Below are 17,159 nucleotides of genomic sequence, written 5' to 3' on the forward strand. Positions count from 1 at the left end.
ACTCAGGGGGCGATGCTGGCCAATCCGGCCTGCTGCACCAGATCCAGCAACGGCTGCGGGTAGACGCCGAGGATGAAGGTGAGCAGCGCCACCACCAGCAGCATGATGCCGCCGGCGCGCTGGCCCCAGTTGAAGGGGGCGTCGTGGCGATGCAGGCTGGGCTCGACCAGGAACAGGGTGACCATCACCCGCAGGTAGTAGAACACCGCGATGGCGCTGCCCAGTACCAGGGCGCCGAGCAGCCACCAGAGCTGACCCTGCACGCCGGCGGCGATGACGTAGAACTTGCCGATGAAGCCGGCGGTCAGCGGGATGCCGGCCAGCGACAGCATCATCAGCGTGAGCACCGCGGTCAGGTACGGGCGGCGCCAGAACAGGCCACGGTACTCGTACAGGGCGTCGGCGTCGCGACCGTTGTAGGGCGTGGACATCAGGGTGATCACGCCGAAGGCGCCGAGGCTGGTCAGCACGTAAGTGGCCAGGTACACGCCGATGGCTTCCACCGCCAGGCCCTTGCTGGCGATCAGCGCCACCAGCAGGTAACCGAAGTGGGCGATGGAGGAGTAGCCGAGCAGGCGCTTGAGGTTGTTCTGGGTCAGCGCCAGCAGGTTGCCGAACAGGATCGAGGCGATGGCGATCACCGTCAGCAGGTCGTTCAGCCAGCCGCCGGCGGTGGCCGGCGACACCTGATACAGGCGCAGCAGCACGGCGAACACCGCGACCTTGCTGGCGGTGGCGAGGAAGGCGGCGACCGGCGCCGGGGCGCCTTCGTAGACGTCCGGCGTCCACAGGTGGAAGGGCACCATGGACAGCTTGAAGGCCAGGCCGACGAGCATCATGCCGATGCCGATCTGTACCAGCAGGCTGCCGCCGGCGCTGGCCAGGCTGCCGCCGATCTCGACGAAGCTCAGGCTGCCGGCTTCGGCGTACAGCAGGGCCATGCCGAACAGCAGGAAACCGCTGCCGGCGGCCGACAGCACCATGTACTTGATGCCGGCTTCCAGCGAGCGCTTGTTGAAGTAGGCGTAGGCGATCATGCCGTAGGTGGGAACCGACAGCAGTTCCAGGCCGATGAACAGGCCCGCCAGGTGCTCGGTGCTGACCAGCACCAGTCCGCCGGCGGCGGAGAGCAGCAGGAGCAGGTACATTTCCTCACGGTTGCGCGGGTAGCCCTTGGTCTGGCCGTCGCTGACCGTGGCTTCGCCGAGGTAGGCATGGGTCAGGGTCACGCAGGCCAGGGTGGCGGCCAGCACCAGCGCCATGTAGTAGCAGGCGAAGGTGTCGATCTGCATCAGCGGGGTCACCTGCAGCGGCGTGACGCCCAGGCTGGGCAGCAGCGACAGCAGGGCCAGGTTGAGGCCGAGCACCGAGAGGATGAAGGTCATCGCGTGGCTGCGCTTCCAGGCGATGGCCAGCATCACCACCAGGATGGTGGCGCAGGTGACCAGCAGCGGCAGCAGGGCGATCAGGTGTTGGGTGGTGAATTCCACAGCGTGATGTTCCATAAAATTTGAACCCTTACCCTATCGGCCCGAAGCGAGTTGATTGAGGGCGCCACCGATCCACTGCTGCACGCCTTGCATGCTGGCGGCGGAGGTGTCGAGCACCGGCTGCGGGTAAACACCGAGCAGGATCAGCAGCACGGCCAGGCACAGCACCATGCTCAGTTCGCGCGGCTGCAGGCCCGGCAGGGCGGTTTCGACCTTGACCGGGCCGAAGTAGGCCCGGTGGATCATGATCAGCGAATACACCGAGCCGAGCACCAGGCCGGTGGCCGCGATGATGGTGATCCAGGGCGCGACCGGGAAGCTGCCGATCAGGATCAGGAACTCGCCGACGAAGTTGCCGGTGCCCGGCAGGCCCAGCGCCGCGGCGGCGAAGAACAGGCTGAGCGCCGGCAGCCAGGGCAGGCGCGCCCAGATACCGCCCATCTCGCGCATGTCGCGGGTGTGCAGGCGTTCGTACAGCTGGCCACAGAGAATGAACAGCGCGGCGGCGGACAGGCCGTGGGCCATCATCTGCACCACCGCGCCCTGCAGGGCGATCAGGCTGCCGGAGTAGATGGCGATCAGCACGAAGCCCATGTGCGAGACGCTGGAGTAGGCCACCAGGCGCTTGATGTCGGTCTGGGCGAAGGACAGCAGCGCGCCGTAGACGATGGCGAACACGCCCAGGCCCATGGCGATCGGGGCGAACTCGGCCGAGGCATCGGGGAACAGCGGCAGGGCGAAGCGCAGCAGGCCGTAGGCGGCGGTCTTCAGCAGGATACCGGCCAGATCCACCGAGCCGGCGGTCGGCGCCTGGGCGTGGGCGTCGGGCAGCCAGGAGTGCAAGGGCACCACCGGGAACTTCACCGCGAAGGCGATGAAGAAACCGAGCATCAGCAGGTACTCGGTGCCACCCGACAGCTCGGTCTTGAGCAGGTCGGCGTAGTTGAAGGTGAGCACGCCGGTCTGGTCGAAGTGCACGAACACCAGGCCGAGGATCGCCACCAGCATGATCAGGCCGCTGGCCTGGGTGAAGATGAAGAATTTGGTCGCCGCGGTGATGCGGCTCTTGCCAGGGCTGCCGCTATGACCCCAGAGCGCGATGAGGAAGTACATCGGCACCAGCATCATTTCCCAGAAGAAGAAGAACAGGAACAGGTCGATGGCGAGGAACACGCCGACCACGCCGCCGAGAATCCACATCAGGTTGAGGTGGAAGAAGCCCACGCGGTTCTGGATCTCGTTCCACGAGCAGAGCACCGAGAGCACACCGAGCAGGCCGGTGAGGCTCACCATCAGCACCGACAGGCCGTCCATCGCCAGGTGGATGCTGATGCCGAAGCGCTCGATCCAGCGCACCTGGAATTCATGGGCCCAGCGCGGATCGGCGCCGGGCGCCGGCGCCAGGCTGAAGTCGCCACTGGCCCACAGCCACAGGCCGAGGCCGAACAGCAGGGACATGCTCAGCAGGGCGATCCAGCGCGGCAGGGTGCCGCCGAAGCGTTCCGCCTGCCAGCACAACAGGCCGCCGATGAAGGGAATCAGGATTAGCCAAGGCAGAATCATGACGGACGGGGTTCCTTAGGAAAAGTATTCGGGATCATCGGTCAGGCCAGCAGCACGGCGGCGAGCACCAGCACGGCGCCCCCGGCGATGGAGATGGCGTACCAGCGCAGGTGCCCGGTCTCGCTGCGGCTCAGCACCCCGTGCCCGCCACGCGCCAGGCGCGGGATGATGCCGATGGCGCCATCGATCGGGTCATGGGCCAGCACGCGGCAGAGCAGCAGGTAGGGCTGCACGAACAGCTTGTCGTAGAGCCAGTCGAAGCCCCAGGCGGCGAACCACCACGCCGAGAGGAAGCGACCGGGGCCACTGCTGGCCACCGCCGTGGCGAAGCTGCGTTTGCCGAGGAACAGCAGGGCCGCCAGGAGGATGCCGGCCAGGGCGATGCAGGCCGAAACGATTTCCAGGCTGTGCTTGGCCTCGCCACCGGCGTGGCCGGCGCTCTCGGGCAGCACGCCGGCCAGCGGCGGGCTGATCCAGGCGCCGATGAAGGTCGACAGCACGATCAGTACGATCAGTGGCAGGTTGTGGGCGATGCCATGACCGGCATGGGCCTCGGTCTTCTGCTCGCCGTGGAAGGCGATGAAGATCAGGCGGAAGGTGTAGAGGGAGGTCATGAAGGCGCCGACCAGGCCGGCGTAGAGCAGGCCGGAATGGCCACTGGCGAAGGCTTCCCAGAGAATCTCGTCCTTGGAATAGAAACCTACGGTGACCAGCGGCAGCGCGGCCAGCGCCGAGCCGCCGACGATGAAGCTGGCGTAGGCCAGTGGCAGTTTCTTCCACAGGCCGCCCATCCTGAAGATGTTCTGCTCGTGGTGGCAGGCATGGATCACCGAGCCGGAAGCGAGGAACAGCAGGGCCTTGAAGAAGGCGTGGGTCATCAGGTGGAAGATCGCCGCGTCCCAGGCGCCAACGCCCAGGGCGAGGAACATGTAGCCGATCTGGCTCATGGTCGAGTAGGCGAGGATGCGCTTGATGTCGGTCTGCACCAGGGCGGCGAAGCCGGCCAGCACCAGAGTCACGCCGCCAACGATGCCGACCAGCTCGAGAATCTCCGGGGTCAGCAGGAACAGGCCGTGGGTACGCGCGATCAGGTACACGCCGGCGGTGACCATGGTCGCCGCGTGGATCAGCGCCGACACCGGCGTCGGGCCGGCCATGGCGTCGGCCAGCCAGGTCTGCAGCGGCAGTTGGGCCGATTTGCCCACCGCGCCGCCGAGCAGCATCAGCGTCGCCAGCCACAGCCAGCTGTCGCCTGCGGCGTACCGCTGCGGCGCCAGCACCATCAGTTCCTGGATGTTCAGGGTGCCGAGGTTGAGGAACAGCAGGAACAGGCCGATCATCAGGAACACGTCGCCGATGCGGGTGACGATGAAGGCCTTGAGCGCGGCGTTACCGTTGGGCACGTGCTTGTAGTAGAAACCGATCAGCAGGTAGGAGCACAGGCCGACGCCTTCCCAGCCGAAGAACAGCGTCATCAGGTCGTCGCCCAGCACCAGCAGCAACATGCTGAAGATGAACAGGTTGGTGTAGGCGAGGAAGCGCGAGTAGCCCTCTTCGCCACGCATGTACCAGCTGGCGAACATATGGATCAGGAAGCCCACGCCGGTGACCACGCCGAGCATGGTCAGCGACAGGCCGTCCAGGTACAGGGTGAAGCTCGGCGCCAGGCCGTCGACATTCATCCACTGCCACAGGGTCTGTGTGTACACGCCGCCTGCCGGTGGCGCGACATTGAACTGCCAGACGATCCAGGCGCTGGTCAGGGCGGACAGGCCCACCGAGCCGACGCCGATCAGCGCGGCGCTGGCTTCGCTCAGGCGGCCGCGGGAGAAGGCCAGGATCAACCAGCCGAGCAGGGGGAACAGCAAGGTCAGGAATAGAAGGTTCATCCGCGCATCTCGCTGGCTGCGTCGATATCGAGGGTGTGGAAGCGGCGATACAGCTGCAGCAGGATCGCCAGGCCGATGCTGGCCTCGGCGGCTGCCAGGGTGATCACCAGGATGAACATGATCTGGCCGTCGGCCTGGCCCCAGCGCGCGCCGGCCACGACGAAGGCCAGGGCGGCGGCATTCATCATCACTTCCAGGCTCATCAGTACGAAGAGGATGTTGCGGCGCACCATCAGGCCGACCAGCCCCAGGCTGAACAGCACGCCGGCCAGGGCCAGGCCGTGCTCCATTGGAATACCGTTCATGGCGTTGCGTCCTTGATGTCGTTGCGGCCGAGGTGGTAGGCGGCGACCAGGGCGGCGAGCAGCAGCATGGAGGCCAGTTCGACGGCCAGCAGATAGGGGCCGAACAGATGGATGCCCACGGCTTTGGCGTCTACCGTGGTGTGGCCGATGGTGGCGCCGCTGGGGGCGACGAACAGCACGTACAGCAACTGCCCCAGCAGCAGGGCCGAGAGCACGGCCGGGCCGATCCAGATGCCGGGCGTCAGCCATTTGCGCTCCTGATCCACGGCCGCCGGGCCAAGGTTGAGCATCATCACCACGAACACGAACAGCACCATGATGGCGCCGGCATAGACGATGATCTCCAGGGCGCCGGCGAAGGGCGCGCCGAGGCTGAAGAACACCATGGACACGGCGAGCAGGGAAATGATCAGGTAGAGCAGGGCGTGCACCGGGTTGGTACTGGCGACCACGCCGAGGGTCGAGGCGACCGCGACCCCGGCGGCGAAATAGAAAGCGAATTCCATTAGCGGCTCCTGGAGGACTGGAGGGCTGGAGAAAAGGCCGGGCTGCTCGTCCAGCTTTCCAGCCTCCAGCGCTTTTTATCGAGAGACTTCATGGCAGCAGCCCCTTGACGTTGATCGGCTCGGCTTCGTTCTGCGCGGCGCCCTTCGGCTTGCCGGCGATGGCCATGCCGGCCACGCGGTAGAAGTTGTAGTCCGGGTTCTTGCCCGGGCCGGAGATCAGCAGATCTTCCTTCTCGTAGACCAGATCCTGGCGCTTGAACTCGCCCATCTCGAAATCCGGGGTGAGCTGGATCGCGGTGGTCGGGCAGGCTTCCTCGCACAGGCCGCAGAAGATGCAGCGCGAGAAGTTGATGCGGAAGAAGTCCGGGTACCAGCGCCCGTCCTCGGTCTCGGCCTTCTGCAGCGAGATGCAGCCCACCGGGCAGGCCACCGCGCACAGGTTGCAGGCCACGCAGCGTTCCTCGCCGTCGGGGTCGCGGGTCAGCACGATGCGCCCGCGGTAGCGCGGCGGCAGGTATACCGGCTCTTCCGGGTATTGCAGGGTGTCGCGTTTGCGGAAGCCATGACTGAACACCATCGCCAGGCTGCGTAACTGAGTGGCGGTGCCAACCAGGATGCCCCAGATGTACTTGAACATTGTCGTCTCTCCTTACTGGGCCGCGGCCAGCACGAATGCGCCGGTCACCAGCAGGTTGATCAGGGTCAGCGGCAGGCAGAACTTCCAGCTGAACGCCATGACCTGGTCATACCGTGGGCGCGGGATGGAGGCGCGCAACAGGATGAAGATCATGATGAAGAAGCAGGTCTTGAGCGCGAACCAGATGAACGGGATCTGCGGCAGGATGCCGAACGGGCCGTGCCAGCCGCCGAAGAACAGGGTCACCAGCAGCGCGGAAATGGTGACGATGCCGATGTACTCGCCGACGAAGAACATGCCCCATTTCATGCCGGCGTATTCGATGTGGTAACCGTCGGCCAGCTCCTGCTCCGCTTCCGGCTGGTCGAAGGGGTGGCGGTGGGTCACGGCGACGCCGGCGATGAAGAAGGTACAGAAGCCGAAGAACTGCGGAATGATGAACCACAGGTGCTCGGCCTGGTAATCGACGATGGCGCGCATGTTGAACGAGCCGACCTGGGCGACGATGCCCATCAGCGCCAGGGCCAGGAACACTTCGTAGGACACCGTCTGCGCGGAGGCGCGCAGGGCGCCGAGCAGGGCGAACTTGTTGTTGCTCGACCAGCCGGCGAACAGCACCGCATACACCGACAGGCCGGCCATGGCGAAGAAGAACAGGATGCCGATGTTCAGATCCGCCACGCCCCAGTTGGGGGTGATGGGAATGATGGCGAAGGCCACCAGCATGGCGCCCATGGCGATGATCGGCGCCAGGGTGAAGATCGCCTTGTCGGCGAAGGGCGGCGTCCAGTCTTCCTTGAAGAACATCTTGATCATGTCCGCGGCGATCTGGAACATGCCGAACGGGCCGACCCGGTTGGGGCCGTAGCGATCCTGCCACCAGCCGAGCAGACGCCGCTCGACGAAGCTGAGCAGGGCGCCGGTGACCACCACCGCAAGGAGGATGACGATGGCCTTGAGCACTTCCTGGATGATGTCGAGCAACTGGGGAGTCAGCCAACTCATTGCGCGTCCTCCCTGCTGTTGGCAATCGAAAGCGCGGTGACGGCTGCGCCGGCGAGCGCTGGCGGAATGCCCGGCAAGCCGGCTGGCAGACCGATCAGGCCGATAGCCAGCTCGTCGATCACGCGCAGCGGCAGGCGCAGAGCCTGACCATTGACGGTCAGTTGCAGCAGGGCGCCGTCATTGACCCCCAGGCGCTCGGCTTCGGCCTTGGCCAGGGCGGCATAGGGCGCCGGCATGCGCTCGGCGATCGGTGCGGCGCGCGAAGCCATCTCATCGCTGCCGAACAGGTGATGCAGCGGCACCGCCTGCCAGGTGTCCAGGGCCGGGTTGAACGGCGCGGCCACGGCGAACCAGGCCAGGCTCTGGCCGCGGCTCTCGATCAGGCGCACGCCCGGATCGCCGGCGCGCAGGTGACCGCCGACTTCGTCCTGGAACTTGTTCCAGGCCTGGGGCGAGTTCCAGCCCGGCGACCAGGCGAAGGGAATCTGCTGGCGGGCTTCCTGACTGCCGGAATAGCCTTCCATGGAGAAGGCGAAGGCGCTGTCGATATCCTGGGAAGCGCGCGGCTCGTGCACGCTGATATTGGCGCGCATGGCGGTGCGGCCGCTGTAGCGGTGCGGCTCGCGGGCCAGCTTGAGGCCCCGGATGCGGAACGAGGCGCTTGGCGCGGCATCGCGGATGCCGGCCAGCTGCGCACCGCTGGCGGCGCAGGCGGCGGTGACCTGATCCAGTTGCGTCCAGTCGACGGGGCGCCCCTGCAGCGTGCTGTGCAGCGCGTGCAGCCAGCGCCAGCCCTCGCGTACCAGCACCTTGGCGTCGTAATAGGCGGGGTCGTAGACCTGGAAGAAACGCTGGGCGCGGCCTTCCTGGCTGACCAGGGTGCCGTCGCCTTCGGCGAAGCTGGCTGCCGGCAGCAGCAGGTGCGCCCTGGCCGTGGTGGCCGTGCTCTGATGATCGGCGACGATCACCACCCTGGCGGCTGCCAGGGCGGCGTCCACACGGGCGGCATCGGCGCGGCGGTAGAGATCGTTCTCCAGTACCACCAGGGCGTCGGCCTGGCCCGAGGTCAGCGCTTCGAGGGCGTCGTCGAGGCTGTTGCCGGCGAACCGCTCGCTCATCAGCAGGGCCAGGCCCATGCTGTTGGCTTCCGGTACCACCAGGCTGATGGAGGCGTTCTTCTGGCGATTGTTCAGGGCGCTGGCGATATTCGCCGCGGCTTCGATCAGCGCGCGGTTGCCCAGGGAAGCGCCGGAGACGATCAGCGGACGCTTGGCGGCTAGCAGGGCCTCGGCAATGCGCTGCACCAGTTCGGCGGCTTCGTTTTCCAGGTCGCTGACCGCCGGGGCGCTCGGGTCGATGGCGTGGGCCACGGCGAAACCGATGCGGGCCAGGTCGTCCGGGGCGGCGTGCACGCACTGCTCGGCGATGTCGTCCAGGCGGGTGGCGGTGACGCTGGCGATGAACAGCGGGTTGAGGGCGTGCTGGGCGACGTTCTGTACCGCCGCCATGTGCCAGTCCTGGATCTTGGCGCCGGCGGCGATCTCGGTGGCCTTGCCCTTGACCGACTGGCGCAGGGCCAGGGCGAGGCGGGCGGCGGTCTGGGTCAGGTCTTCGCCGAGGACGAACACCGCGTCATGGCTTTCGATATCGCGCAGGGTCGGCACCGGCAGCGGGCCGTCCTGCAGAATGTCGCGGATCAGGCGGATATTGGCCTGCTCGGCGGCCGCGATGCCGGAGTAGAAGTTGTCTTCGCCGACCAGCTCGCGCAGGGCGAAGTTGCTCTCCAGGCTGGCTCGCGGCGAGCCGATGCCGATCACCTTGCGCTTCTTCAGCAGCGCGGCGGCCTGATCCAGCGCCGAGTCCAGGCCCATCTTCATCTTGCTGAGCACCATCAGCGGCTGACGCGGACGGTCTTCACGGTTGACGTAGCCGTAGCCGAAGCGACCGCGGTCGCAGAGGAAATACTGGTTCACCGAGCCGTTGAAGCGGTTCTCGATGCGGCGGATCTCGCCGTAGCGCTCGCCGGGGCTGATGTTGCAGCCGCTGGAGCAGCCATGGCAGATACTCGGGGCGAACTGCATGTCCCACTTGCGGTTGTAGCGTTCGGAGTGGGTCTTGTCGGTGAACACGCCGGTCGGGCAGACCTCGACCAGGTTGCCGGAGAACTCGCTCTCCAGGGTTCCGTCCTCGACGCGGCCGAAATACACGTTGTCATGGGCGCCGTAGACGCCCAGGTCGGTACCGCCGGCGTAGTCCTTGTAGTAGCGCACGCAGCGGTAGCAGGCGATGCAGCGGTTCATCTCGTGGGCGATGAAGGGGCCCAGTTCCTGGTTCTGGTGCGTGCGTTTGCTGAAGCGATAGCGGCGCGCGTTGTGGCCGGTCATCACCGTCATGTCCTGCAGGTGGCAGTGGCCGCCTTCCTCGCACACCGGGCAGTCGTGCGGGTGGTTGGTCATCAGCCATTCGACCACGCTGGCGCGGAAGGCCTTGGCTTCCTCGTCATCGATGGAAATCCAGGTGTTATCGGTGGCCGGCGTCATGCAGGACATGACCAGGCGTCCGCGCGTGTCGTTCTCGTCGGTGTACTGCTTCACCGCGCACTGGCGGCAGGCGCCGACGCTGCCCAGCGCCGGGTGCCAGCAGAAGTAGGGGATATCGAGCCCGAGGGACAGACAGGCCTGCAGCAGGTTGTCCGCGCCATCGACTTCGAGATCTTTGCCGTCTACGTGGATAGTGGCCATTTCTAATATCTTCTTACCCGCCGAGGCGGGCCTGGCTAATAGGATTCTTTTCTAGGGCTGGAGGCTAGAGGCTGAAGGCTGGACGAAAAAGCGACTCGGTCCTCGTCCAGCCTCAAGCCTTCAGCCTCCAGCGTCTTTCAATTCTTCATGCCGGTACTGCGCTGGAAGCGGCCGTCTGGGCCACGCCCGCCTCGAACTCCGAACGGAAATACTTGATCGCGCTGCCCAGCGGCTCCACGGCGCCCGGCGCATGGGCGCAGAAGGTCTTGCCGGGGCCGAGGAAGTTGACCAGGCCGAGCAGGGTGTCGATGTCTTCGCGGGTACCTTGCCCCCGCTCCAGCGCGCGGAGGATCTTCACGCTCCACGGCAGGCCGTCGCGGCACGGCGTGCACCAGCCGCAGGACTCGCGGGCGAAGAACTCTTCCATATTGCGCAGCAGCGCGACCATGTTGACGCTGTCGTCGATGGCCAGGGCCAGGCCGGTGCCCATGCGGGTGCCGACCTTGCCGATACCGGCGGCGTACATCTTCGCGTCCAGGTGTTCCGGCAGCAGAAAGCCAGTGCCGGCGCCGCCCGGCTGCCAGGCCTTGAGGCGGTAACCGTCGCGCATGCCGCCGGCGTAGTCTTCGAACAGCTCGCGGGCGCTGATGCCGAATGGCAGTTCCCAGATGCCGGGGTTGTTCACCTTGCCGGAGAAGCCCATCAGCTTGGTGCCGTGGTCTTCGCTGCCTTCGCGGGCCAGGGATTTGTACCAGTCGACGCCGTTGGCGACGATGGCCGGGACGTTGCACAGGGTCTCGACGTTGTTGACGCAGGTCGGCTTGCCCCACACGCCCACGGCGGCGGGGAAGGGCGGCTTGGCGCGCGGGTTGGCGCGGCGCCCTTCCAGGGAGTTGATCAGCGCGGTCTCCTCGCCGCAGATATAGCGGCCGGCGCCGGTGTGCACGAACAGTTCGAAGTCGAAGCCGCTGCCGAGGATGTTCTTGCCGAGCAGGCCGGCGGCCTTGGCTTCATCGATGGCGCGGTTGAGGTTGGCGGCGGCATCGACGTATTCACCACGCAGGAAGATGTAGCCGCGGTAGGCCTTCAGGGCCCGGGCGCTGATCAGCATGCCTTCGATCAGCAGGTGCGGCAGCTGCTCCATCAGCATGCGGTCCTTCCAGGTGTTGGGCTCCATCTCGTCGGCGTTGCACAGCAGGTAACGGATGTTCATCGAATCGTCGTTGGGCATCAGGCCCCACTTGACCCCGGTGGGGAAGCCCGCGCCGCCGCGGCCCTTGAGCCCGGAGTCCTTGACCGTCTGCACGATATCGGCCTGGGCCATGTCGGCCAGGGCCTTGCGCGCGGCGGCGTAGCCGTTCTTCTGCTGGTATTCCTCCAGCCAGAGCGGTTGCGCATCGTCGCGCAGGCGCCAGGTCAGCGGGTGAGTCTCTTCGCTGCGGGCGATGCGGTTGGCCGGGCCGAAGGAGGTCAGGATGTTCGAGCTGCGGCTGGTCATCGGAAACTCTCCAGCAGTTGGGCGACGCCGTCGGGACGCACGTCGCCGAAGGTTTCGTCGTCGATCATCAGCGCCGGGGCCTTGTCGCAGTTGCCCAGGCAGCACACCGGCAGCAGGGTGAAGCGGCCGTCGGCGGTGGTCTGGCCGGGGACGATGCCGAGTTCGCCCTTGATGCTTTCCAGCACGTTTTCATGGCCGCCGACGAAGCAGGTCATGCTGTCGCACACGCGGATGATGTGGCGGCCGACCGGCTGGCGGAATATCTGACTATAGAAGGTGGCCACGCCCTCGACGTCGCTGGCCGGGATGCCGAGGATCGCGCCGATGGCGTCGGCGGCGCCGTCCGGCACCCAGCCGCGGGCCTTCTGCACGATCTTCAGGGCTTCGATGGAGGCCGCGCGCGGGTCCTCGTAGTGGTGCATCTCGTGCTCGATGGCCGAGCGCTCGGCGTCGCTGAGGGCGAAACGGTCAGTCTGGATCAGGTGGTCTGCAACGGTTGCTTGGCTCATGTCAGCGGTCCACGTCGGCCATAACGAAGTCGATACTGCCCAGGTACGCGATGAGGTCGGCGACCATGCTGCCGCGGATCACCGAGGGGATCTGCTGCAGGTGCGGGAAGCTCGGCGTACGGATGCGCGTGCGGTAGCTCATGGTGCTGCCGTCGCTGGTCAGGTAGTAACTGTTGATGCCCTTGGTCGCCTCGATCATCTGGAAGGCTTCGTTGGCCGGCATGACCGGGCCCCAGGAAACCTGCAGGAAGTGGGTGATCAGGGTCTCGATGTGCTGCAGCGTGCGCTCTTTGGGCGGCGGCGTGGTCAGCGGGTGATCGGCCTTGTACGGCCCTTCGGGCATGTTCTTCAGGCACTGCTCGATGATGCGCACGCTCTGGCGCATTTCCTCGACGCGGACGATGCAGCGGTCATAGGCATCGCCGTTGACCGCCAGCGGTACCTCGAAGTCGAAGTGCTCGTAGCCGGAGTAGGGGCGCGCCTTGCGCAGGTCGAAGTCGAGGCCGGTGGAGCGCAGGCCGGCGCCGGTGACGCCCCATTCCAGGGCTTCCTTGGTGTTGTACTGCGCCACGCCGATGGTGCGGCCCTTGAGGATGCTGTTCTTCAGCGCCGCCTTCTCGTATTCGTCGAGACGCTTGGGCAGCCACTCGACGAACTCCCTGACCAGGCCGTCCCAGCCGCGCGGTAGGTCGTGGGCGACGCCGCCGATGCGGTACCAGGCCGGGTGCAGGCGGAAGCCGGTGATGGCCTCGATCACCTTGTAGGCGCGCTGGCGGTCGGTGAAGGTGAAGAACACCGGGGTCATGGCGCCGACGTCCTGGATGTAGGTGCCGAGGAACAGCAGGTGGCTGGTGATGCGGAAGAACTCGGCCAGCATGATGCGGATGACGTCGACCCGCTGCGGCACCTTGATGCCGGCCAGCTTCTCCACCGCGAGCACGTAGGGCAGGTTGTTCATCACCCCGCCGAGGTAGTCGATACGGTCGGTGTAGGGGATGAAGCTGTGCCAGGACTGGCGCTCGGCCATCTTCTCGGCGCCCCGGTGGTGGTAGCCGACCTCCGGCACGCAGTCGACGATCTCCTCGCCATCGAGCTGCAGGATGATACGGAAGGCGCCGTGGGCGGACGGGTGGTTGGGCCCGAGGTTGAGGAACATGTAGTCCTCGTTCTCGCTCTGGCGCTTCATGCCCCAGTCCTCGGGGTTGAAGCGCGCGGCTTCTTCCTCGAGCTGCTGCTTGGCCAGGGTCAGGCTGAACGGATCGAACTCGGTAGCGCGCGCCGGGTAGTCCTTGCGCAGCGGGTGTCCTTCCCAGGTCGGCGGCATCATGATCCGGGTCAGGTGCGGGTGACCGCTGAAGTGGATGCCGTACATGTCCCAGACTTCGCGCTCGTACCAGTTGGCATTCGGCCAGATGGCGGTGACGGACGGCAGGTTGAGGTCGCGCTCGTGCAGCGCCACCTTGATCATCACGTCGCTGTTACGCTCGATCGACAACAGGTGGTAGAACACCGTGAAGTCGGCATCGGGCAGGCCGCGGCGCTGGGTGCGCAGGCGCTCGTCGACGCCGTGCAGGTCGTAGAGCATGACGTAGGGGCGCGGCAGCTGACGCAGGAAGCGCAGCACCTCGACCAGCTTGTCGCGGGCGACCCAGAGCACCGGCATGCCGGTGCGGGTGGCCTGGGCCGTGAAGCTGTCGGCGCCAAAACGGGTATGGAGTTCAACGACGACGTCTTGGTCGTCAGCCTGGTACGGCGCAATGGACAGAACGGTGTCTGCAGTCATGGTCTCGGTCGCTATCGGTCAACGTAGAGAATGAATCCGGGCTTTCCTCGGGGAAAGCGGGCTCAGACTTCGTCGGGGCTGCGCAGGTTGGTAACAGCGATGCGCTGCTCGCGACGCTGTTCCTTCTGGGACGGCATCTCGGCGCGGTACACGCCTTGATCGCCAACCACCCAGGACAGCGGGCGGCGCTCCTGACCGATGGATTCCTGCAGCAGCATCAGCCCTTGCAGAAACGCTTCGGGACGGGGCGGGCAGCCGGGTATGTAGACGTCGACCGGGAGGAACTTGTCGACCCCCTGAACGACCGAGTAGATATCGTACATACCGCCGGAATTGGCGCACGAACCCATGGAGATGACCCATTTGGGTTCGAGCATCTGCTCATAGAGGCGCTGGATGACGGGCGCCATCTTGATGAAGCAGGTGCCGGCGATGACCATGAAATCGGCCTGGCGCGGCGATGCGCGGATCACTTCGGCGCCGAAGCGGGCGATGTCGTGGGGCGCGGTGAAGGCGGTGGTCATCTCCACGTAGCAGCAGGAAAGGCCGAAGTTGTACGGCCACAGGGAGTTCTTGCGGCCCCAGTTCACGGCACCGTTGAGCACATCCTCGAGCTTGCCCATGTAGATGTTCTTGTGCACCTGATCGTCCAGCAGCGGGTCGGCGACGACCTCCCGCCTGCCGATCGGGTATTGCTCGTTGGGAGCATCCGGATCGATCCGAGTAAGTTTGTATTGCATCGCCAAAGCCTCATTGTTTCAGCTTCGCCTGCCGAGCCTTGCGGCCTTCGGGCGCCCAATCGAGCGCACCGATACGCCAAAGGTAGACAAGACCTGCCAACAGAATGGTTATGAAAACGGTAGCTTCGATGAAGCCGGCCCAGCCGCTTTCGCGAACGGAGACGGCCCAGGCGAAGAGAAAGAGGGCTTCGACGTCGAAGATCACGAAGAGCATCGCGACCAGATAGAATTTTGCCGATAGGCGCAGACGCGCGCTGCCGGTGGGAAGCATGCCTGATTCGAAGGGCTCGTTCTTGCTGCGGCCCCACGCCTTGCTACCCAGCAGGCTGGACAGGCCGAGCATGAAGGCACAGAGGCCAACGACCCCGAGCAGGAAAACGGCCAACGCCCAGTTGTGGGACAGGATACTGCTTGCTTCCGACATGCCGGAACTCCTTGTTCAAGGAACGGCGTTCACTCGTGTTTGAAAGTTATGGCGAGGCCTGCAGATCGCCTCGCAATCTATTTCAACAATGTTATGCCTGTATCGGGTGTAAGTAAATTTTTCAGAGCAAAAAAATAACTTGAGCCGATAGAAAAAATGCATTTGTTATCTGAAAAATCCTTTTATATCAAATGTTTATATTTTGCAGGTGACGCCCTATAAAGGTGCCTGGCATCCATGTAGTGCATAACTTGATGCGCTTCTTTGTGAATAATTCTCATTTGAGAATCTTTTGTTTTAGTGATTTTAGTTGTCGCTTAGTTATCTATGTTTGGCGCACTTTCAGACTAAGTGACTATTGCCAGTTATTCCAATTTCTGCGCACTCATGAAAAAGCCCCGGCATCGCTGCCAGGGCTTCGGGGTGATGCCGAGCCGCCGGTTCAGGCCGGCACGGGCTGGATCAGTGGAACTGGTTCATGGTGTTGTCCTTGCCGCTGGCCTTGAGCGCGGCCTCGCCGGCGAAGTACTCCTTGTGGTTGTCGCCGATATCGGAGCCGGCCATGTTCTGGTGCTTGACGCAGGCGATCCCCTGGCGCAGCTCCTGGCGTTGCACGCCCTTGACGTAGGCCAGCATGCCCTGGTCGGCGAAGTAGCCCTTGGCCAGGTTGTCGGTGGACAGCGCCGCGGTGTGGTAGGTCGGCAGGGTGATCAGGTGGTGGAAGATGCCGGCATGGGCCGAGCCGTCGCGCTGGAAGGTGCGGATCTTCTCGTCGGCGATCTGGGCCAGCTCGGTCTCGTCGTAGTCCACGCTCATCAGCTTGGCGCGGTCGTAGGTGGAGACGTCCTTGCCCTCGGCGACGAAGGCGTCGAACACCTGCTGGCGGAAGTTCAGCGTCCAGTTGAAGGACGGGCTGTTGTTGTAGACCAGCTTGGCGTTGGGGATGACCTCGCGGATGCGGTCGACCATGGCCTTGATCTGGCCGACGTGCGGCTTCTCGGTTTCGATCCACAGCAGGTCGGCGCCGTTCTGCAGCGAGGTGATGCAGTCCAGTACGCAACGGTCTTCGCCGGTGCCCTTGCGGAACTGGAACAGGTTGGACGGCAGGCGCTTGGGACGCAGCAGCTTGCCGCCCCGGTTGAGCACCACGTCACCGTTGTTCAGCTCGGCCGCCGAGACCTCTTCGCAATCGAGGAAGGCGTTGTACTGGTCGCCCAGGTCGCCCGGCTGCTTGGTCACGGCGATCTGCTTGGTCAGGCCGGCGCCCAGGGAGTCGGTGCGGGCGACGATCACGCCGTCGTCCACGCCCAGTTCGAGGAAGGCGTAGCGAACCGCATTGATCTTGGCTAGGAAGTCTTCATGGGGCACGGTCACCTTGCCGTCCTGGTGGCCGCACTGCTTCTCGTCGGAGACTTGGTTCTCGATCTGGATGCAGCAGGCCCCGGCTTCGATCATCTTCTTGGCCAGCAGGTAGGTGGCTTCCGGGTTGCCGAAACCGGCGTCGATGTCGGCGATGATCGGCACCACGTGGGTTTCGTAGCCGTCGATCTGGGCCTGGATCTCGTCCTGCCTGGCCTTGTCGCCGGCGTCACGGGCGGCGTCCAGGGCGGTGAACAGCAGATCCAGCTCACGGGCATCGGCCTGGCGCAGGAAGGTGTAGAGCTCTTCGATCAGCCCGGAGACAGCGGTCTTCTCGTGCATCGACTGATCCGGCAGCGGGCCGAAGTCGGAACGCAGCGCCGCGACCATCCAGCCGGACAGGTAGAGGTAGCGCTTGTTGGTGGTCTTCAGGTGCTTCTTGATCGAGATCAGCTTCTGCTGCCCGATGAAGCCGTGCCAGCAGCCCAGCGACTGGGTGTAGACGGAAGCGTCGGCATCGTACTCGGCCATGTCCTTGCGCATGATGGCGGCCGTGTACCTGGCGATGTCCAGACCGGTCTTGAAGCGGTTCTGGGCGCGCATGCGGGCAACGGATTCCGGGTTGATGGCGCTCCAGCTGTTACCTGCTGCTTCTTTCAGGGCGGCAACGGCTTTGATGTCGTTTTGATAAGCTGACATGGTCAATCCTT

14 protein-coding genes are annotated in these 17,159 nt (G+C 65.0%); all 14 read right to left on the reverse strand.

What is annotated here, in order from left to right; all coding sequences use genetic code 11:
- Positions 1 to 2: 2 nt before the first annotated feature.
- Positions 3 to 1,490, reverse strand: a complete 1,488-nt coding sequence (nuoN, locus tag DNK34_RS00255) for an NADH-quinone oxidoreductase subunit NuoN (protein ID WP_165496864.1) — start codon at positions 1,488 to 1,490, stop codon at positions 3 to 5.
- A 33-nt stretch (positions 1,491 to 1,523) separates the two neighbouring features.
- The gene (gene nuoM, locus DNK34_RS00260) at positions 1,524 to 3,053 is read right to left on the reverse strand and encodes an NADH-quinone oxidoreductase subunit M (RefSeq protein ID WP_131176475.1); all 1,530 of its coding nucleotides are present in this window, start codon (positions 3,051 to 3,053) and stop codon (positions 1,524 to 1,526) included.
- 41 nt (positions 3,054 to 3,094) lie between these two features.
- Positions 3,095 to 4,942: an NADH-quinone oxidoreductase subunit L gene (gene nuoL / locus DNK34_RS00265; protein WP_131176476.1), complete on the reverse strand. Its 1,848-nt coding sequence runs from the start codon at positions 4,940 to 4,942 to the stop codon at positions 3,095 to 3,097.
- Positions 4,939 to 5,247 (reverse strand): NADH-quinone oxidoreductase subunit NuoK, encoded by a 309-nt coding sequence (gene nuoK, locus DNK34_RS00270; protein ID WP_131176477.1) that lies wholly within the window; start codon positions 5,245 to 5,247, stop codon positions 4,939 to 4,941. Before nuoK ends, nuoL begins: the two co-directional genes overlap by 4 nt.
- Positions 5,244 to 5,753, reverse strand: coding sequence for an NADH-quinone oxidoreductase subunit J (gene nuoJ / locus DNK34_RS00275; RefSeq protein WP_131176478.1), 510 nt, complete (start codon positions 5,751 to 5,753; stop codon positions 5,244 to 5,246). The genes nuoK and nuoJ overlap by 4 nt, the downstream gene beginning before the upstream one ends.
- Before the next feature lie 88 nt (positions 5,754 to 5,841).
- Positions 5,842 to 6,390, reverse strand: coding sequence for an NADH-quinone oxidoreductase subunit NuoI (gene nuoI, locus DNK34_RS00280; protein WP_131176479.1), 549 nt, complete (start codon positions 6,388 to 6,390; stop codon positions 5,842 to 5,844).
- 12 nt (positions 6,391 to 6,402) lie between these two features.
- Positions 6,403 to 7,395 (reverse strand): NADH-quinone oxidoreductase subunit NuoH, encoded by a 993-nt coding sequence (gene nuoH / locus DNK34_RS00285; RefSeq protein WP_131176480.1) that lies wholly within the window; start codon positions 7,393 to 7,395, stop codon positions 6,403 to 6,405.
- Positions 7,392 to 10,136 (reverse strand): NADH-quinone oxidoreductase subunit NuoG, encoded by a 2,745-nt coding sequence (gene nuoG / locus DNK34_RS00290; RefSeq protein ID WP_131176481.1) that lies wholly within the window; start codon positions 10,134 to 10,136, stop codon positions 7,392 to 7,394. The genes nuoH and nuoG overlap by 4 nt, the downstream gene beginning before the upstream one ends.
- Positions 10,137 to 10,281: 145 nt before the next feature.
- A complete protein-coding gene (gene nuoF / locus DNK34_RS00295) occupies positions 10,282 to 11,634 on the reverse strand; it encodes an NADH-quinone oxidoreductase subunit NuoF (protein ID WP_131176482.1) in 1,353 nt (450 codons plus the stop codon).
- Positions 11,631 to 12,143 (reverse strand): NADH-quinone oxidoreductase subunit NuoE, encoded by a 513-nt coding sequence (gene nuoE / locus DNK34_RS00300; RefSeq protein ID WP_131176483.1) that lies wholly within the window; start codon positions 12,141 to 12,143, stop codon positions 11,631 to 11,633. The genes nuoF and nuoE overlap by 4 nt, the downstream gene beginning before the upstream one ends.
- 1 nt (position 12,144) lies before the next feature.
- A complete protein-coding gene (gene nuoC, locus DNK34_RS00305) occupies positions 12,145 to 13,926 on the reverse strand; it encodes an NADH-quinone oxidoreductase subunit C/D (protein WP_131176484.1) in 1,782 nt (593 codons plus the stop codon).
- A gap of 62 nt (positions 13,927 to 13,988) precedes the next feature.
- Complete coding sequence (locus DNK34_RS00310) at positions 13,989 to 14,666, reverse strand: NADH-quinone oxidoreductase subunit B (protein WP_131176485.1); 678 nt, start codon at positions 14,664 to 14,666, stop codon at positions 13,989 to 13,991.
- A gap of 10 nt (positions 14,667 to 14,676) precedes the next feature.
- Positions 14,677 to 15,090, reverse strand: coding sequence for an NADH-quinone oxidoreductase subunit A (locus DNK34_RS00315; protein WP_131176486.1), 414 nt, complete (start codon positions 15,088 to 15,090; stop codon positions 14,677 to 14,679).
- Between the two features lie 462 nt (positions 15,091 to 15,552).
- Positions 15,553 to 17,148, reverse strand: a complete 1,596-nt coding sequence (locus DNK34_RS00320) for an isocitrate lyase (protein ID WP_131176487.1) — start codon at positions 17,146 to 17,148, stop codon at positions 15,553 to 15,555.
- Positions 17,149 to 17,159: the final 11 nt, after the last annotated feature.

This window comes from Phytopseudomonas dryadis (assembly GCF_004327355.1).
GTDB lineage: Bacteria > Pseudomonadota > Gammaproteobacteria > Pseudomonadales > Pseudomonadaceae > Aquipseudomonas > Aquipseudomonas dryadis.